The sequence below is a fragment of the Fictibacillus gelatini DSM 15865 genome (assembly GCF_000430745.1).
GTDB lineage: Bacteria > Bacillota > Bacilli > Bacillales > Fictibacillaceae > Fictibacillus_A > Fictibacillus_A gelatini.
This window is the reverse complement of the sequence record NZ_AUMP01000006.1, coordinates 38,597-50,803: the sequence shown is the minus strand read 5'-3', so window position 1 is coordinate 50,803 and position 12,207 is coordinate 38,597. Positions and strand designations below refer to the sequence as shown.

Sequence of the window (12,207 nt, the reverse complement as noted above, 5' to 3'; positions counted from 1 at the left end):
TGAGATGTGAGGGAGAGATAAGAGTGAATGAGCAGAAGTTTTATAGGGATACATGGGCTGAAATTGACCTCACATGTATCGAACATAATATTCGTTCTATCAAAGCAATACTCACCCCAAAAGCACACGTTATGGCGGTTGTAAAAGCCAATGGATATGGCCATGGTGCCGTGGAAGTTGCTAAACGGGCGCTTGAAGCCGGGGCAAGCTTTCTCGGGGTTGCGCTTTTGGATGAAGCGATTAGTTTACGGGAAGCCGGGATAAAAGCCCCGATACTTGTTCTCGGCAGAGTGCGGCCCCAGGACGTAGCGATTGCAAGCAACTATCAAATTTCCCTTACTGTTTTTCAATCGGAGTGGGTGAGAGAAGCGCTCGAACACCTTCCTTCAGATAATCGTATAAATGTTCATATTAAATTGGATACGGGCATGGGAAGAATTGGTCTACGTGAAATAGAAGAAGTGAAACAATTAATTGATCTTCTTATGCCAAACGATAAGCTTATCATTGAAGGCATATTTACGCACTTTGCAACTGCGGATGAACTGGATTCTCCATTAGTTGAACAGCAATTGACGAAATTCAGGGAGATGGTTGGCTGGCTAAAAGAATGGGGAGTTGAACCGGCGTTTGTACATTGTGCGAACAGTGCAGCAACGCTTCGCTTCCCGGAGGCTCCTTTTAACCTTTTCCGCGTTGGGATTGCGATGTACGGTTTGTCCCCTTCGCCTGAGTTAAAGAAGGTGCTTCCGGTCTCCTTGAAAGAAGCCTTCAGCCTTCATTCCCGGCTTATACATGTAAAAAAAATTCAAGCTGGAGACACGGTTAGTTACGGTGCCACCTATACAGCTAAAGGTGAAGAATGGATTGGTACGATACCAATCGGTTATGCTGATGGATGGATGAGACGTTATGCCGAGGGCGGGCATGTTATTGTGGGTGGCGTGAAAGTGCCGATCGTCGGCCGAATTTGCATGGATCAATGCATGGTCCGCCTGCCTTATGAGATGAAGATCGGTGAACTCGTGACAATGATCGGACGGCAGGGGAAAGAGGAGATCACCATCGACTCACTTGCAAAACAAATAGGTACAATCAACTATGAAATTCCCTGTCTAATAACGGCAAGAGTTCCGCGCATATATAAAAAAATGTAAAAAAGACAGGTCGAATTTTAGAAAATATGAATGTAATTTAAAATTTTTAGCAGAATATTAGAAGGAGTATTAAAAAAGTTGAAGAATAATTAGTTTAGAAAATCACTTTGCATTGGCTCATACCTAATGGTAATATTATATGAGTTGAAAAATGAATCTGATCGTAGCAAGCTTTGCGCTGGAGGTGTAGGGTGTGTCCGAATTAATGAACACAAAAAGAATTGTTATTAATCTACCCCAACAAATTGTGAGTGAGGTAGACCGTATTATTAAAAGCGAAAATTTGGACCGCAGCGAGTTTATCCATCAAGCAACAAAAATGTATTTGCGTGAACGGAAGAAGCGTCATATTCGCGAATCTATGAGACAGGGTTATATGGAGATGGCGAAAATCAATCTAAACATCGCATCAGAAGCCTTTCTTTTAGAGGAGGAAGCTAATCATACGGTAGGCCGCTTAGTGAGCGGGGTGTAATAATTGATTGTTAAACGTGGTGACGTTTATTTTGCAGACCTATCCCCTGTGGTTGGCTCTGAGCAAGGAGGAATAAGGCCCGTCCTGGTAATCCAAAACGATATCGGAAATCGATTTAGTCCCACTGTTATTGTTGCGGCCATTACCGCTCAAATTCAAAAAGCGAAACTGCCGACACATGTTGAAATCGATGCAAAGAAATACGGTTTTGAACGTGATTCGGTTATATTGCTTGAACAAATCCGGACCATTGATAAGCAACGGTTAACGGATAAGATCACGCATCTTGATGAGGATATGATGCGCAGAGTAGACGAAGCGTTGCAAATCAGTCTTGGCCTTATTGACTTTTAAACGAACAACCGAAGCGGAAATGAATCTTTCCGCTTCGGTTTTATTTATTTTCAGAGAATCCGTTTTTTCGCTGTTTCTGATTTGACGTCCTGGATAAAATTTGCGGTGCAATGATTGTACTGACGATTACGATTACATAACAAAAATCGTCAGTTGTATTCAAAAGATTGCAAGAAATTGGCGAACATGAAATAATAACATTAGGCTACTATTGTCTTATGGAGGTTGCAAATTCATGCGTAACATGATTAATGATATTAGTTCAAATAAGCGAGATGTGATTGCGCAAAAATGGAAAAATGAACTCAGTACTTTAAAAAATCTATGTATTTCCTCCAAAATAACCCCCGATATGTTCGAACAATTAAATGAAGAGTTTTTAGATATGATGATCCGGTATATCAATCAAAATGATATTGAAAAAGATCAAACACTCCACCGCTTTTTTGATAAAGTATTGCAGCTGAATATGCCGCTTAAATTTTTGACTCAAGGATTGCAAACGTTCCGGCGTGTCATTTTGGACGTTCTTTTACAAGAAGATGTGAAGAAAGAAAAAGCGATAGATATTTATCAGCATGTCGATCGTTTAATCGACCCTTTGCTCAATGAAGTGGTAGAGGAATCTTCGCTTTTCTGGGAAAAGACGGTTTCCGCACAGAAAACAGCGTTAATGGAATTATCCGCGCCAGTTATTCCCGTTCTTGAAAACATTACAGTTATGCCTTTAATCGGTACGATTGATACCGAGCGAGCAAAGTTAATTATGGAAAACTTGCTCGATGGAGTCATTAAAAACCGCTCTTTAGTCGTTCTTATCGATATTACCGGTGTTCCGGTTGTAGATACAATGGTCGCCCACCATATCATTCAAGCTGCAGATGCCGTTCGCCTTCTTGGAGCGACATGCATTCTTGTCGGGATTCGTCCGGAAATTGCCCAAACGATCATTAGCTTAGGAATTGATTTAAGCTATTTCCCAACCAAAAGTACGCTTTTAAAAGGAATCGAACATGCTTTAGAAATAACCAATCAACAGTTACTAAAGAAATAGGGGTGATATCAATGCGAATTCCTATTTTAAAAATGCATGAATACTTGCTAATTTCCATTCAAGTTGAACTTGATGATCAAACCGCATTGCAATTTCAGGAAGATTTGCTTAAGCGGATTCACGATACAGGAGCAAAAGGTGTTGTCATTGATTTAACATCGGTTGACATGATTGATTCTTTTATAGCTAAAGTACTTGGCGATGTCGTTCGGATGTCGAAGCTAATGGGTGCACAGGTGATGCTTACGGGGATTCAACCTGCTGTTGCGATTACTTTGATCGATTTAGGGATTTCAATGAGAGAGGTTCCCACTGCGCTTGACCTTGAACAAGGACTCGATAAATTGCGGCTGGAACTGGAGGAGTGATGATGAGCATCCAATCCTGTGTAGAAGTGCGCAATGAGTGGGATATTGTAAGCGCAAGACAGTTAGGGCGAAATATGGCTAAGGAATTAGGGTTCGGAACGGTTGATCAAGCACGAATTACAACCGCAATCTCCGAGCTTGCCAGGAATATTTATTTGTATGCAGGGCACGGCAAAGTTTGTATTGAAGCGGTTGAAGAAATGGGTAAAAAAGGGCTGAAAATCATTGCGACTGATAAAGGTCCGGGGATACGCGATATTCGAAAAGTGATGGAAGACGGCTATACAACTTCAGGAGGATTAGGAGCGGGCCTGCCGGGAGTGAAACGGTTAATGGACGAGTTTTCCATTGATTCAAGTGTTAATGTAGGAACCGAAATCATTGCAACGAAATGGATTCGTTAGGAGTGTTGCAAGTGAAGAACAACAGTAATCCAGGCAGTAATAATCGCACAAAAGAACGCTACAAAACGATATTAACAACCTATTTAAAAGAAAAAAGCGAAACGGCTTTATATCGAGGCCAGCAATTTAGCCGAAAATTAATTGAACAGCAAATTCCCCCCGAAGATTTAGTGAGCCAACATGTTCAAGTCATGCAAGAGTTATTTCCTGACATGAGTGAAAAACTGAAAGATTCGTTTGATTTTCTTCTCGAAGTTATGGTTGGCTATGGGTTTGCTTACCGGGAACACCAGAGCTTAAAATCCCGCCAGCGCCAACTTGAATCAGAAATTGAAGTGGCAGCGACAATGCAACAAAATCTCATATTAGGTGACCCTCCGACGTTTGATGGCCTCGATATAGGGGTCATTAGCGTGCCGGCGAAAAAAATGAACGGTGATTATTATAATTTTATGAACGATGGCGCGAATCTCAGTATGGCAATCGCCGACATTATCGGAAAAGGAATTCCTGCTGCGATGTCAATGTCGATGATTAAATACGCGATGGATAGTTTGTCCCAGCACTGCATAAAGCCGAATTTACTGCTTGAAAATTTAAACAGAGTCGTCGAGCAAAACGTTAACCCAAGCATGTTCATCACGATGTTTTATGGGGTATATGACCCTACTAAACATAAGTTGTTTTATTCGAGCGCCGGTCATGAACCAGGCTTTTTTTATAGTAAAAAAGAAGATAAATTTCATGATCTGTTCGCTAAAGGCCTTGTTTTAGGCGTCTCAAAAACGGTGAGTTATAAAGAGTTTGAAAAAAAGGTTGAACCGGGCGATATGATTATTCTTCTTTCAGATGGCGTGACGGAATGCCGGACCGAAAAAGGCTTTATCGAGAGGCAGGAAATTATCGAGTTAATTCGGGAAAATATGCATTTGCCTGCACAGCAAATGGTTGACCGTGTATTTTATGAACTCGAGAAATTGCAAGAATTTGAACTTCGTGACGATTTTACATTGATTGTTTTAAAACGAGTTTAGAGAATGCGATATCAGGGTAATAAGCTTTTATACGGATTAAGAAACATATCCTGGAGGGAAATATATGAACTTAGAAATTCAACATAAACAAACGAATGAAACACACGAGATTTCTTTAAATGGGGAAATCGATGCATATACAGCACCTAAATTAAGAGAAGTTTTATTTCCAATAACGGAAAAAAGAGAGCAGAAAATCATCATTGATTTGCAGCAAGTCAATTATATGGACAGTACTGGCCTCGGAATTTTTGTCGGCGCCATGAAAGCAACGAAGAAAAGCGGGAGCACGTTGAAACTTTCTGGGGCTACAAACCGCGTCCGCCGATTGTTCGAAATTACCGGCTTAACTGAAGTGATTGATTTAGACAACGAGGTAAAGGGGGAGGCAAGATGAAAAGAGCCTCTGATTTTATCGAGATGACGGTACCGGCTAAACCGGAATATGTCGGAATCGTACGGTTAACCATTTCGGGTATTGCCAATCGAATGGGTTTTTCTTTTGATGAAATTGAAGACATTAAGATCGCCGTTTCTGAGGCATGTACGAATGCGGTCAGCCATGCTTATAGCAATTCCGAGGAAGGACAGGTGAAAGTTGGCTGCGCGATGTTTGGGGACCGGCTGGAAATTATGGTAATGGATAATGGCAAAAGCTTTGATCTAGATACGATTACGAACTCGCTTGGACCGGTTCATGGAAAGTCCATTGAACAATTAAATGAAGGAGGGTTAGGCCTATTCCTAATTGAAACACTAATGGACAAAGTCGAAATTAGTGGTGAAGCTGGAGTGGTCGTCATGATGACGAAGTATCTTCACAGAGATGAGGTGTCCGAGCATGTCAACAGAACCTCGGAAGCACCAACACAATAAAGAAGAAATTTATAAATGGATTGAAGCACTTCAAAAAGACCCGGAAAATGATGTGGTCCAAACAAAGCTGGTTCATCAATATGAGGATCTTGTGCATTCATTAGCCCGGAAATTTTCAAAAGGAAAAGGGATCCATGAAGATCTAGTTCAAGTTGGAATGATTGGATTATTGGGCGCGCTTCGCCGGTATGATGCGAGTTTTGGGCGTTCGTTTGAGTCGTTTGCCATCCCGACGATTATTGGAGAGATTAAACGCTTTATTCGCGATAAAACGTGGAGCGTTCATGTTCCAAGACGAATTAAAGAGCTTGGCCCCCGGATTCGGAAGACGGTAGAAGAACTGACAAATAAACTTCAACGTTCTCCAAAAATACAAGAAATTGCTGATTATTTGGATGTAACAGAAGAAGAAGTGTTAGAAACAATGGAGATGGGGAAAAGTTATCAATCGTTATCTGTTGATAGTACGATTGAAGCAGACCAGGAAGGCAGTACGGTAACGATTCTTGATTTAGTCGGCTCCCAAGAAGAAGGGTATAATCGGGTCGATAAACAAATGGTGTTGGAAAAGGCGTTTAAAGTATTATCAGAGCGCGAACAAGAAATTTTAAAATGCACTTATTTTGAAAACTTAAGCCAGAAAGAAACCGGCGAAAAATTGAATATTTCTCAAATGCACGTGTCACGCCTGCAACGAAGAGCGTTAGAGAAGCTCCGGGAAGCGATTCAAATCGAGCCGTCGGAGGCTTTGAAATGATTCAACAATACTCCTATGACAAACTCGATGTTGCGGTTTTCCAAACATCCAAAAAAGGAAACGAGCATTGCGGAGATAGTTTTTTTATAGAAGAAACAGATCGATACTTCATCTGTGCGCTCGCTGATGGTCTTGGGAGCGGATCGATGGCGAAAGAAGCTTCTGAAACCGCTATTCAAATCATCAAAGAAAACCATTTTCAAGATATTTATGACTTGATGGATCTCAGCAATCGGAAGTTGAAAAATACGAGAGGTGCCGTCCTTTCGATTTTTAAAATTGATTATGAGAGAAGAACCGTTTATTTTTCGGGTGTTGGGAATATACGTTTTTTCTTTACAGGGAAAAATGACAAAATACAATATCCAATGCCTACGCCGGGTTTTTTATCGGGAAGGCCATTTCCGTTTCGCCTTCAACAGTTCGATCTATCGAATGAACTTTCTTTTATTATTTATTCTGACGGGTTTGACATTCAATCGAAAAATAAATATCTTTTAAGAGATTTAGATTCGCCCGTGAAATCCATTCAGTCCCTCGGAAATTTTGTTCAAGATTTTAGTGATGACGCAACATGCCTAATAGGCAAAATGAAATTCGGTTAAAAACGTTAAGGAAACGCAATTTTGTTTCTTTAACGTTTTTTGTGTTTTGAAAGCCAGGTTTTTATACAGGCACTTGCATGATGTATAATGAGAACATATATTAATCAAAAGAATACATAACACCGTTTTTCTTTTGATTCAGAGGCCAGAGGTCAGAATGGTTTAAATTGGGATGGTGCCAATTTGAAAATTCTTACCTTTGAACGAAAGGGGCTTTTTCATTGGAGAAAACGATCGAGAAAACGGATGAAACCTTTTCTAGTATTGCAAAAGAGCTAGGGGTAAAAGCAAAGCAAGTTCAAAATGTGATTGGATTGTTAGATGAAGGCAATACAGTGCCATTTATCGCCCGCTATCGAAAAGAACTGACAGGCGGACTGGATGAAGTTCAAATTAAAGAGATCATGGATAAATGGAATTATGCCCGGAATTTAAGTGAACGTAAGGAGGAGGTCATACGATTAATCGAAGAACAAGGCAAGCTGACGAATGAATTAAAAGCAGCGATCGAAAAAGCCGGAAAGCTTCAAGAAGTCGAAGACCTGTATCGGCCATACAAGCAGAAACGAAGGACAAGAGCGACAATTGCTAAAGAAAAAGGGCTCGGGGGGCTTGCGGACTGGTTGTTGGAACAAAAAAGCCAGATCAACGTAGAAAAAGAAGCGCAAAAGTACTTATCTGAAGAAAAAGAAGTTTTAACAATTGAAGATGCTCTTAAGGGAGCCCAAGATATTATTGCTGAATGGATATCTGATGATGCGGAAACACGGAAATGGATACGCCATCTTACATATAATGAAGGAATTGTCAGGACAACGGTTAAAAATAAAGACGCAGACGAAAAGCGTGTCTATGAAATGTATTATGAATACTCGGAACCTGTCCAAAAAATCGTTCCTCATCGGATCCTGGCTGTGAACCGGGGTGAAAAGGAAGACATATTGAAGGTTGCGATTGAAGCGCCAGAAGAAAAAATAGTGGAGAGATTGTCCAAAAAAATCATTAAAAATACTCTATCCGAGGCAAAGCCTTTTGTAGAAGAGGCGCTGGCAGACGGATATAAACGATTGATTGCTCCTTCGATCGAACGAGAAATTCGAGCAGAGTTGACAGACAAAGGAGAAGAGCAAGCCATACACATTTTTTCAGAAAATCTGCGTAACCTCCTTTTGCAACCACCGTTAAAAGGAAAGATCGTTCTCGGAGTGGACCCCGCGTATCGAACAGGATGTAAGCTTGGAGTCGTGGATGAAACAGGAAAAATGCTTCACATTGTAACCATCTATCCGACCCCGCCGAAGTCCGAAGTGGAAAAATCAGAAAAAGTCGTTCTAGATATCATTCAAAAGTACAACATCGATGTCATTGCCATCGGAAATGGAACGGCATCAAGGGAAACAGAACAATTTATTGCAGATACGATTAAAAAAGCGGATCGGCCGGTTTCGTATATGATTGTCAATGAAGCTGGGGCAAGTGTTTATTCTGCTTCTTCTGTTGCAAGAGAAGAATTTCCGGATTTGCAAGTTGAAGAACGAAGCGCGATTTCCATAGCGAGAAGGCTTCAAGATCCTCTTGCAGAACTTGTGAAAATTGATCCAAAATCAGTAGGAGTTGGTCAATACCAGCACGATGTTTCACAAAAAAGGCTAAATGAATCGTTAACATTCGTTGTTGAAACCGCCGTTAACCAGGTAGGCGTAAATGTCAATACAGCTTCACCATCTCTTTTGCAATACGTTTCCGGGTTATCCAAATCTGTTGCGCAAAATATCGTAAAGCATCGTGAAGAAAAAGGTAAATTTACAACGAGAGCCGAGTTGAAACACATTCCGCGGCTTGGTGCTAAAACATACGAACAATGTATTGGCTTTTTACGCATCATAGATGGAGAACAACCGCTTGATCAAACGGCAATCCATCCGGAAAGCTATAAAGAGGCTCTGCAGCTTTTAAAAGAGATGAAAGCTGATATTAATGACATCGGCAGTCCGGAACTAAGCGAAAAGCTTAAAAAAGCGGACGTAAAACTTCTTGCTGAGAAATTGCAGATTGGAGAGCCGACATTGTTGGATATCATTGACGGACTTTCTCGACCAGGACGGGATTTGCGTGAAGAGCTTTCGAAACCGTTGTTGAAAACCGATGTCTTAAAGCTTGAAGATTTAACAAAGGGGATGGAACTACAGGGAACTGTCCGTAATGTTGTTGATTTTGGAGCTTTTGTAGACATCGGCGTAAAGCAGGATGGGCTTGTTCATATTTCAAAATTAGCTCGTAAATTTGTTAAACATCCAATGGACGTTGTAGCAGTTGGACAAGTCGTTACGGTCTGGGTTGACGATGTTGATATTCAAAAAGGACGCGTCGCCCTGACAATGCTTGAACCGGAAACGAAAAAATAAAAACGGAAAGCACTACTTATAATTTTGGTTATGAGTAGTGCTTTTGGTTATAAAAAAACCAGCATTGATTAAGCAAGACGATTTGATACCGGTCTTTTCGATAATAGGCGCGGCGCAATTGTTTTTTGAACCATGTAGGCATATAACACACCTCCCAGGTTATGTGTTGTGCTTTAGTTTATGTACCTATGCTTGTTAACGTGAACGAAAACTTTAAATAAAGGAGTTTGATGATGCAACAACGCGAATTACAAATGTTAGTGAAGAACATATCGAATGAATGTTTTCACAAGCCTTTTAGGCACGAAGCAAGGTTTAACAAGCGGCTCCGAACAACAGGCGGTCGATACCTTTTGTCATCACACGATATTGAGATTAATCCAAAGCAATATATAGAACATGGGATGAATGAGTTAATAGGGATAATTAAACATGAGCTTTGCCATTATCATCTTCATCTTGAAGGGAAAGGATATAAACATAAGGACCAGGATTTCAAAGAGTTATTAAAGCAAGTGGGAGGATCCCGTTATTGTAAGGCACTCCCGTCGCAAAAAAAGAAAGAAACGTATAAATACCTTTATATGTGTACCGTCTGCAATGAAAAGTATAGGAGAAAAAGAAGAATAAACCTTGCAAGGTATAGATGCGGACGGTGTAATGGCCCATTAAGACAAGGATTACTTGCCGGAACTGAATCGTGAAAAACTTGTTCATCATTAAGCAGAACAAAGGGTGTTTTGCATATACGAATCGTTCATTATGATAATCGGATAAACGCCCTTCTTTACATTTCACCATTATTCATGTGCATTTTAAGAAAACCTCATCTTTTTTTAAGAAAGGTGTTGACGGAAGGTTGATCAATATGTTAGATTATAAAAGTCGCTAACGGAGCAAGTCGTTAAGAGCGAAAATAAAAATCAAAAAGACAGTTGACAAACAAAACTGAAGTGAGTACAATATTAATTGTCTTGAAAAAATATTCCACAGTAGCTCAGTGGTAGAGCTATCGGCTGTTAACCGATCGGTCGCAGGTTCGAGTCCTGCCTGTGGAGCCATTCACACAGAGAAGTACCCAAGTGGCTCAAGGGGCTCCCCTGCTAAGGGAGTAGGTCGCTAACGCGGCGCGAGGGTTCGAATCCCTTCTTCTCTGCCATAGTGGCCCGTTGGTCAAGTGGTTAAGACACCGCCCTTTCACGGCGGTAACACGGGTTCGAATCCCGTACGGGTCACCATTTCATTCTATTAGGACAAGCTTATATTTTGGATCCGTGGTGTAGTGGTTAACATGCCTGCCTGTCACGCAGGAGATCGCCGGTTCGATCCCGGTCGGGTCCGCCATGATGTTGGGCTATAGCCAAGCGGTAAGGCAACGGACTTTGACTCCGTCATGCGTTGGTTCGAATCCAGCTAGCCCAGCCATTTTTTTATGAATTGCTTGCTCAGTAATGAGCGATTTTTAATGAGTTGCAAGATCGGTCGCGAGCAAAACTGCGCGAATTCGCTTCGGGTTGTCTCATTCTACGGCAAACATTGCCGGGAGAGGAAGAGACAGGGGATCGAATGAGTGTCTTCATCGAATATTTATCTATGAGCCATTAGCTCAGTCGGTAGAGCATCTGACTTTTAATCAGAGGGTCGAAGGTTCGAGTCCTTCATGGCTCACCATTTATTTAAAATGAATTAAACCAAACTTTAAGCGTTTCAATTACATCCAAATATTGCGGGTGTGGCGGAATTGGCAGACGCGCTAGACTTAGGATCTAGTGTCTTTGACGTGGGGGTTCGAGTCCCTTCACCCGCACCACCTTTTAAATAATTATATGCGGTCGTGGCGGAATGGCAGACGCGCTAGCTTGAGGGGCTAGTGGGGGCAACCCCGTGGAGGTTCGAGTCCTCTCGACCGCACCAAAGATAATATAAAATCCAAATGGATAAATCTTAAATCATATATTGCGCCCTTAGCTCAGCTGGATAGAGTGTTTGACTACGAATCAAAAGGTCGGGAGTTCGAATCTCTCAGGGCGCGCCATAGCGGGAAGTGGCTCAGCTTGGTAGAGCACCTGGTTTGGGACCAGGGGGTCGCAGGTTCAAATCCTGTCTTCCCGACCATTTCGCGGGTGTAGTTTAATGGTAAAACAAGAGCCTTCCAAGCTCTGGTCGTGAGTTCGATTCTCATCACCCGCTCCAATTTTGGGCCTATAGCTCAGCTGGTTAGAGCGCACGCCTGATAAGCGTGAGGTCGATGGTTCGAGTCCATTTAGGCCCACCATTTTTCATGAAATAACACTTGACATTTTAAGTTTAAGTTGTTATGATGAAAAAGTTGCTCTTAATGTTCTTTGAAAACTAAACAAAAGCCAGGTAAGTCAGGGATAAACAATCCCGCAATTCTTATTTGAAATGATTGAGCAAGACAAACTTTATTGGAGAGTTTGATCCTGGCTCAGGACGAACGCTGGCGGCGTGCCTAATACATGCAAGTCGAGCGGACGGAAGGAGAGCTTGCTCTCTGGAAGTTAGCGGCGGACGGGTGAGTAACACGTGGGCAACCTGCCTCATAGATGGGGATAACACCGAGAAATCGGTGCTAATACCGAATAATAGAGCGGAGCGCATGCTCCGCGCTTGAAAGTCGGCTTTGAGCTGACACTATGAGATGGGCCCGCGGCGCATTAGCTAGTAGGTGAGGTAACGGCTCACCTAGGCGACGAT

General features: G+C 41.8%; 14 protein-coding genes, 12 tRNA genes and 1 other annotated feature (1 of these 27 running past the window's edge). Of the genes, 25 read left to right on the top strand and 1 reads right to left on the bottom strand.

The features are described from left to right. Positions 1-23 precede the first annotated feature (23 nt). From alr to H538_RS0109630, 12 genes are all read left to right on the top strand, one after another. Positions 24-1,157, top strand: a complete 1,134-nt coding sequence (gene alr / locus H538_RS23490; RefSeq protein ID WP_035350502.1) for an alanine racemase — start codon at positions 24-26, stop codon at positions 1,155-1,157. A gap of 205 nt (positions 1,158-1,362) precedes the next feature. Next, a complete protein-coding gene (locus tag H538_RS0109680) occupies positions 1,363-1,632 on the top strand; it encodes a CopG family ribbon-helix-helix protein (RefSeq protein WP_211235563.1) in 270 nt (89 codons plus the stop codon). Positions 1,633-1,635: 3 nt separating this feature from the next. Beyond that, positions 1,636-1,986 carry a type II toxin-antitoxin system endoribonuclease NdoA gene (ndoA, locus tag H538_RS0109675; protein WP_026677421.1) on the top strand — a complete coding sequence of 117 codons (351 nt, stop codon included), beginning with the start codon at positions 1,636-1,638 and terminating at the stop codon, positions 1,984-1,986. Between the two features lie 235 nt (positions 1,987-2,221). Continuing rightward, the gene (locus tag H538_RS0109670) at positions 2,222-3,040 is read left to right on the top strand and encodes an STAS domain-containing protein (protein WP_026677420.1); all 819 of its coding nucleotides are present in this window, start codon (positions 2,222-2,224) and stop codon (positions 3,038-3,040) included. 11 nt (positions 3,041-3,051) lie between these two features. Next, positions 3,052-3,408 (top strand): STAS domain-containing protein, encoded by a 357-nt coding sequence (locus tag H538_RS0109665; RefSeq protein WP_026677419.1) that lies wholly within the window; start codon positions 3,052-3,054, stop codon positions 3,406-3,408. A 2-nt stretch (positions 3,409-3,410) separates the two neighbouring features. After that, positions 3,411-3,812, top strand: coding sequence for an anti-sigma regulatory factor (locus H538_RS0109660; RefSeq protein WP_026677418.1), 402 nt, complete (start codon positions 3,411-3,413; stop codon positions 3,810-3,812). A gap of 11 nt (positions 3,813-3,823) precedes the next feature. Next, on the top strand, positions 3,824-4,846 hold the full coding sequence (locus H538_RS0109655) for a PP2C family protein-serine/threonine phosphatase (RefSeq protein ID WP_035350499.1): 1,023 nt from the start codon (positions 3,824-3,826) through the stop codon (positions 4,844-4,846). Positions 4,847-4,910: 64 nt separating this feature from the next. After that, positions 4,911-5,243, top strand: coding sequence for an STAS domain-containing protein (locus tag H538_RS0109650; RefSeq protein WP_026677416.1), 333 nt, complete (start codon positions 4,911-4,913; stop codon positions 5,241-5,243). Beyond that, entirely contained in the window at positions 5,240-5,722 is a 483-nt protein-coding gene (gene rsbW / locus H538_RS0109645) for an anti-sigma B factor RsbW (protein ID WP_026677415.1), read from the top strand. The genes H538_RS0109650 and rsbW overlap by 4 nt, the downstream gene beginning before the upstream one ends. Further along, positions 5,688-6,479 carry an RNA polymerase sigma factor SigB gene (gene sigB / locus H538_RS0109640; protein WP_026677414.1) on the top strand — a complete coding sequence of 264 codons (792 nt, stop codon included), beginning with the start codon at positions 5,688-5,690 and terminating at the stop codon, positions 6,477-6,479. The genes rsbW and sigB overlap by 35 nt, the downstream gene beginning before the upstream one ends. Continuing rightward, positions 6,476-7,084, top strand: coding sequence for a PP2C family serine/threonine-protein phosphatase (locus tag H538_RS0109635; RefSeq protein WP_026677413.1), 609 nt, complete (start codon positions 6,476-6,478; stop codon positions 7,082-7,084). The genes sigB and H538_RS0109635 overlap by 4 nt, the downstream gene beginning before the upstream one ends. A gap of 221 nt (positions 7,085-7,305) precedes the next feature. Further along, positions 7,306-9,489 carry a Tex family protein gene (locus tag H538_RS0109630; RefSeq protein WP_026677412.1) on the top strand — a complete coding sequence of 728 codons (2,184 nt, stop codon included), beginning with the start codon at positions 7,306-7,308 and terminating at the stop codon, positions 9,487-9,489. 28 nt (positions 9,490-9,517) lie between these two features. Here H538_RS0109630 and cmpA read toward each other — a convergent pair whose 3' ends face one another. Continuing rightward, positions 9,518-9,631, bottom strand: a complete 114-nt coding sequence (cmpA, locus tag H538_RS26070) for a cortex morphogenetic protein CmpA (RefSeq protein WP_154657941.1) — start codon at positions 9,629-9,631, stop codon at positions 9,518-9,520. A gap of 91 nt (positions 9,632-9,722) precedes the next feature. Between cmpA and H538_RS0109620 the strand changes: the two genes are divergently transcribed. The 13 genes from H538_RS0109620 (at position 9,723) to H538_RS0109560 (ending at position 11,764) form a co-directional block, all read left to right on the top strand. Further along, the gene (locus H538_RS0109620) at positions 9,723-10,193 is read left to right on the top strand and encodes a SprT family protein (RefSeq protein ID WP_026677411.1); all 471 of its coding nucleotides are present in this window, start codon (positions 9,723-9,725) and stop codon (positions 10,191-10,193) included. A 282-nt stretch (positions 10,194-10,475) separates the two neighbouring features. Continuing rightward, a tRNA-Asn gene (locus H538_RS0109615) sits at positions 10,476-10,550 on the top strand. Between the two features lie 7 nt (positions 10,551-10,557). Continuing rightward, positions 10,558-10,648 (top strand) — tRNA-Ser (locus H538_RS0109610). 4 nt (positions 10,649-10,652) lie between these two features. After that, positions 10,653-10,727: transfer RNA gene (locus tag H538_RS0109605), tRNA-Glu, on the top strand. 30 nt (positions 10,728-10,757) lie between these two features. Then, a tRNA-Asp gene (locus H538_RS0109600) sits at positions 10,758-10,833 on the top strand. A gap of 6 nt (positions 10,834-10,839) precedes the next feature. After that, positions 10,840-10,914 (top strand) — tRNA-Gln (locus H538_RS0109595). Positions 10,915-11,084: 170 nt separating this feature from the next. After that, positions 11,085-11,160: transfer RNA gene (locus tag H538_RS0109590), tRNA-Lys, on the top strand. 55 nt (positions 11,161-11,215) lie between these two features. Continuing rightward, positions 11,216-11,299: transfer RNA gene (locus H538_RS0109585), tRNA-Leu, on the top strand. A gap of 18 nt (positions 11,300-11,317) precedes the next feature. Continuing rightward, a tRNA-Leu gene (locus H538_RS0109580) sits at positions 11,318-11,403 on the top strand. Between the two features lie 44 nt (positions 11,404-11,447). Further along, positions 11,448-11,524, top strand: a tRNA-Arg gene (locus H538_RS0109575). Between the two features lie 3 nt (positions 11,525-11,527). Continuing rightward, positions 11,528-11,604 (top strand) — tRNA-Pro (locus H538_RS0109570). A gap of 4 nt (positions 11,605-11,608) precedes the next feature. Next, positions 11,609-11,682, top strand: a tRNA-Gly gene (locus H538_RS0109565). Between the two features lie 5 nt (positions 11,683-11,687). After that, positions 11,688-11,764, top strand: a tRNA-Ile gene (locus H538_RS0109560). 198 nt (positions 11,765-11,962) lie between these two features. Continuing rightward, positions 11,963-12,207 (top strand) — a sequence feature (16S ribosomal RNA rRNA prediction is too short) (it continues 49 nt past the right edge of the window).

What these genes read in the sequence shown, in the direction of transcription:
- H538_RS0109680 (WP_211235563.1), top strand. Translation starts at nt 1,363, where the DNA reads ATGAACACAAAAAGAATTGTTATTAATCTACCCCAACAAATTGTGAGT.
- H538_RS0109670 (WP_026677420.1), top strand. Translation starts at nt 2,222, where the DNA reads ATGCGTAACATGATTAATGATATTAGTTCAAATAAGCGAGATGTGATT.
- H538_RS0109665 (WP_026677419.1), top strand. Translation starts at nt 3,052, where the DNA reads ATGCGAATTCCTATTTTAAAAATGCATGAATACTTGCTAATTTCCATT.
- H538_RS0109660 (WP_026677418.1), top strand. Translation starts at nt 3,411, where the DNA reads ATGAGCATCCAATCCTGTGTAGAAGTGCGCAATGAGTGGGATATTGTA.
- H538_RS0109650 (WP_026677416.1), top strand. Translation starts at nt 4,911, where the DNA reads ATGAACTTAGAAATTCAACATAAACAAACGAATGAAACACACGAGATT.
- rsbW (WP_026677415.1), top strand. Translation starts at nt 5,240, where the DNA reads ATGAAAAGAGCCTCTGATTTTATCGAGATGACGGTACCGGCTAAACCG.
- sigB (WP_026677414.1), top strand. Translation starts at nt 5,688, where the DNA reads ATGTCAACAGAACCTCGGAAGCACCAACACAATAAAGAAGAAATTTAT.
- H538_RS0109635 (WP_026677413.1), top strand. Translation starts at nt 6,476, where the DNA reads ATGATTCAACAATACTCCTATGACAAACTCGATGTTGCGGTTTTCCAA.
- cmpA (WP_154657941.1), bottom strand. Translation starts at nt 9,631, where the DNA reads ATGCCTACATGGTTCAAAAAACAATTGCGCCGCGCCTATTATCGAAAA.
- H538_RS0109620 (WP_026677411.1), top strand. Translation starts at nt 9,723, where the DNA reads ATGCAACAACGCGAATTACAAATGTTAGTGAAGAACATATCGAATGAA.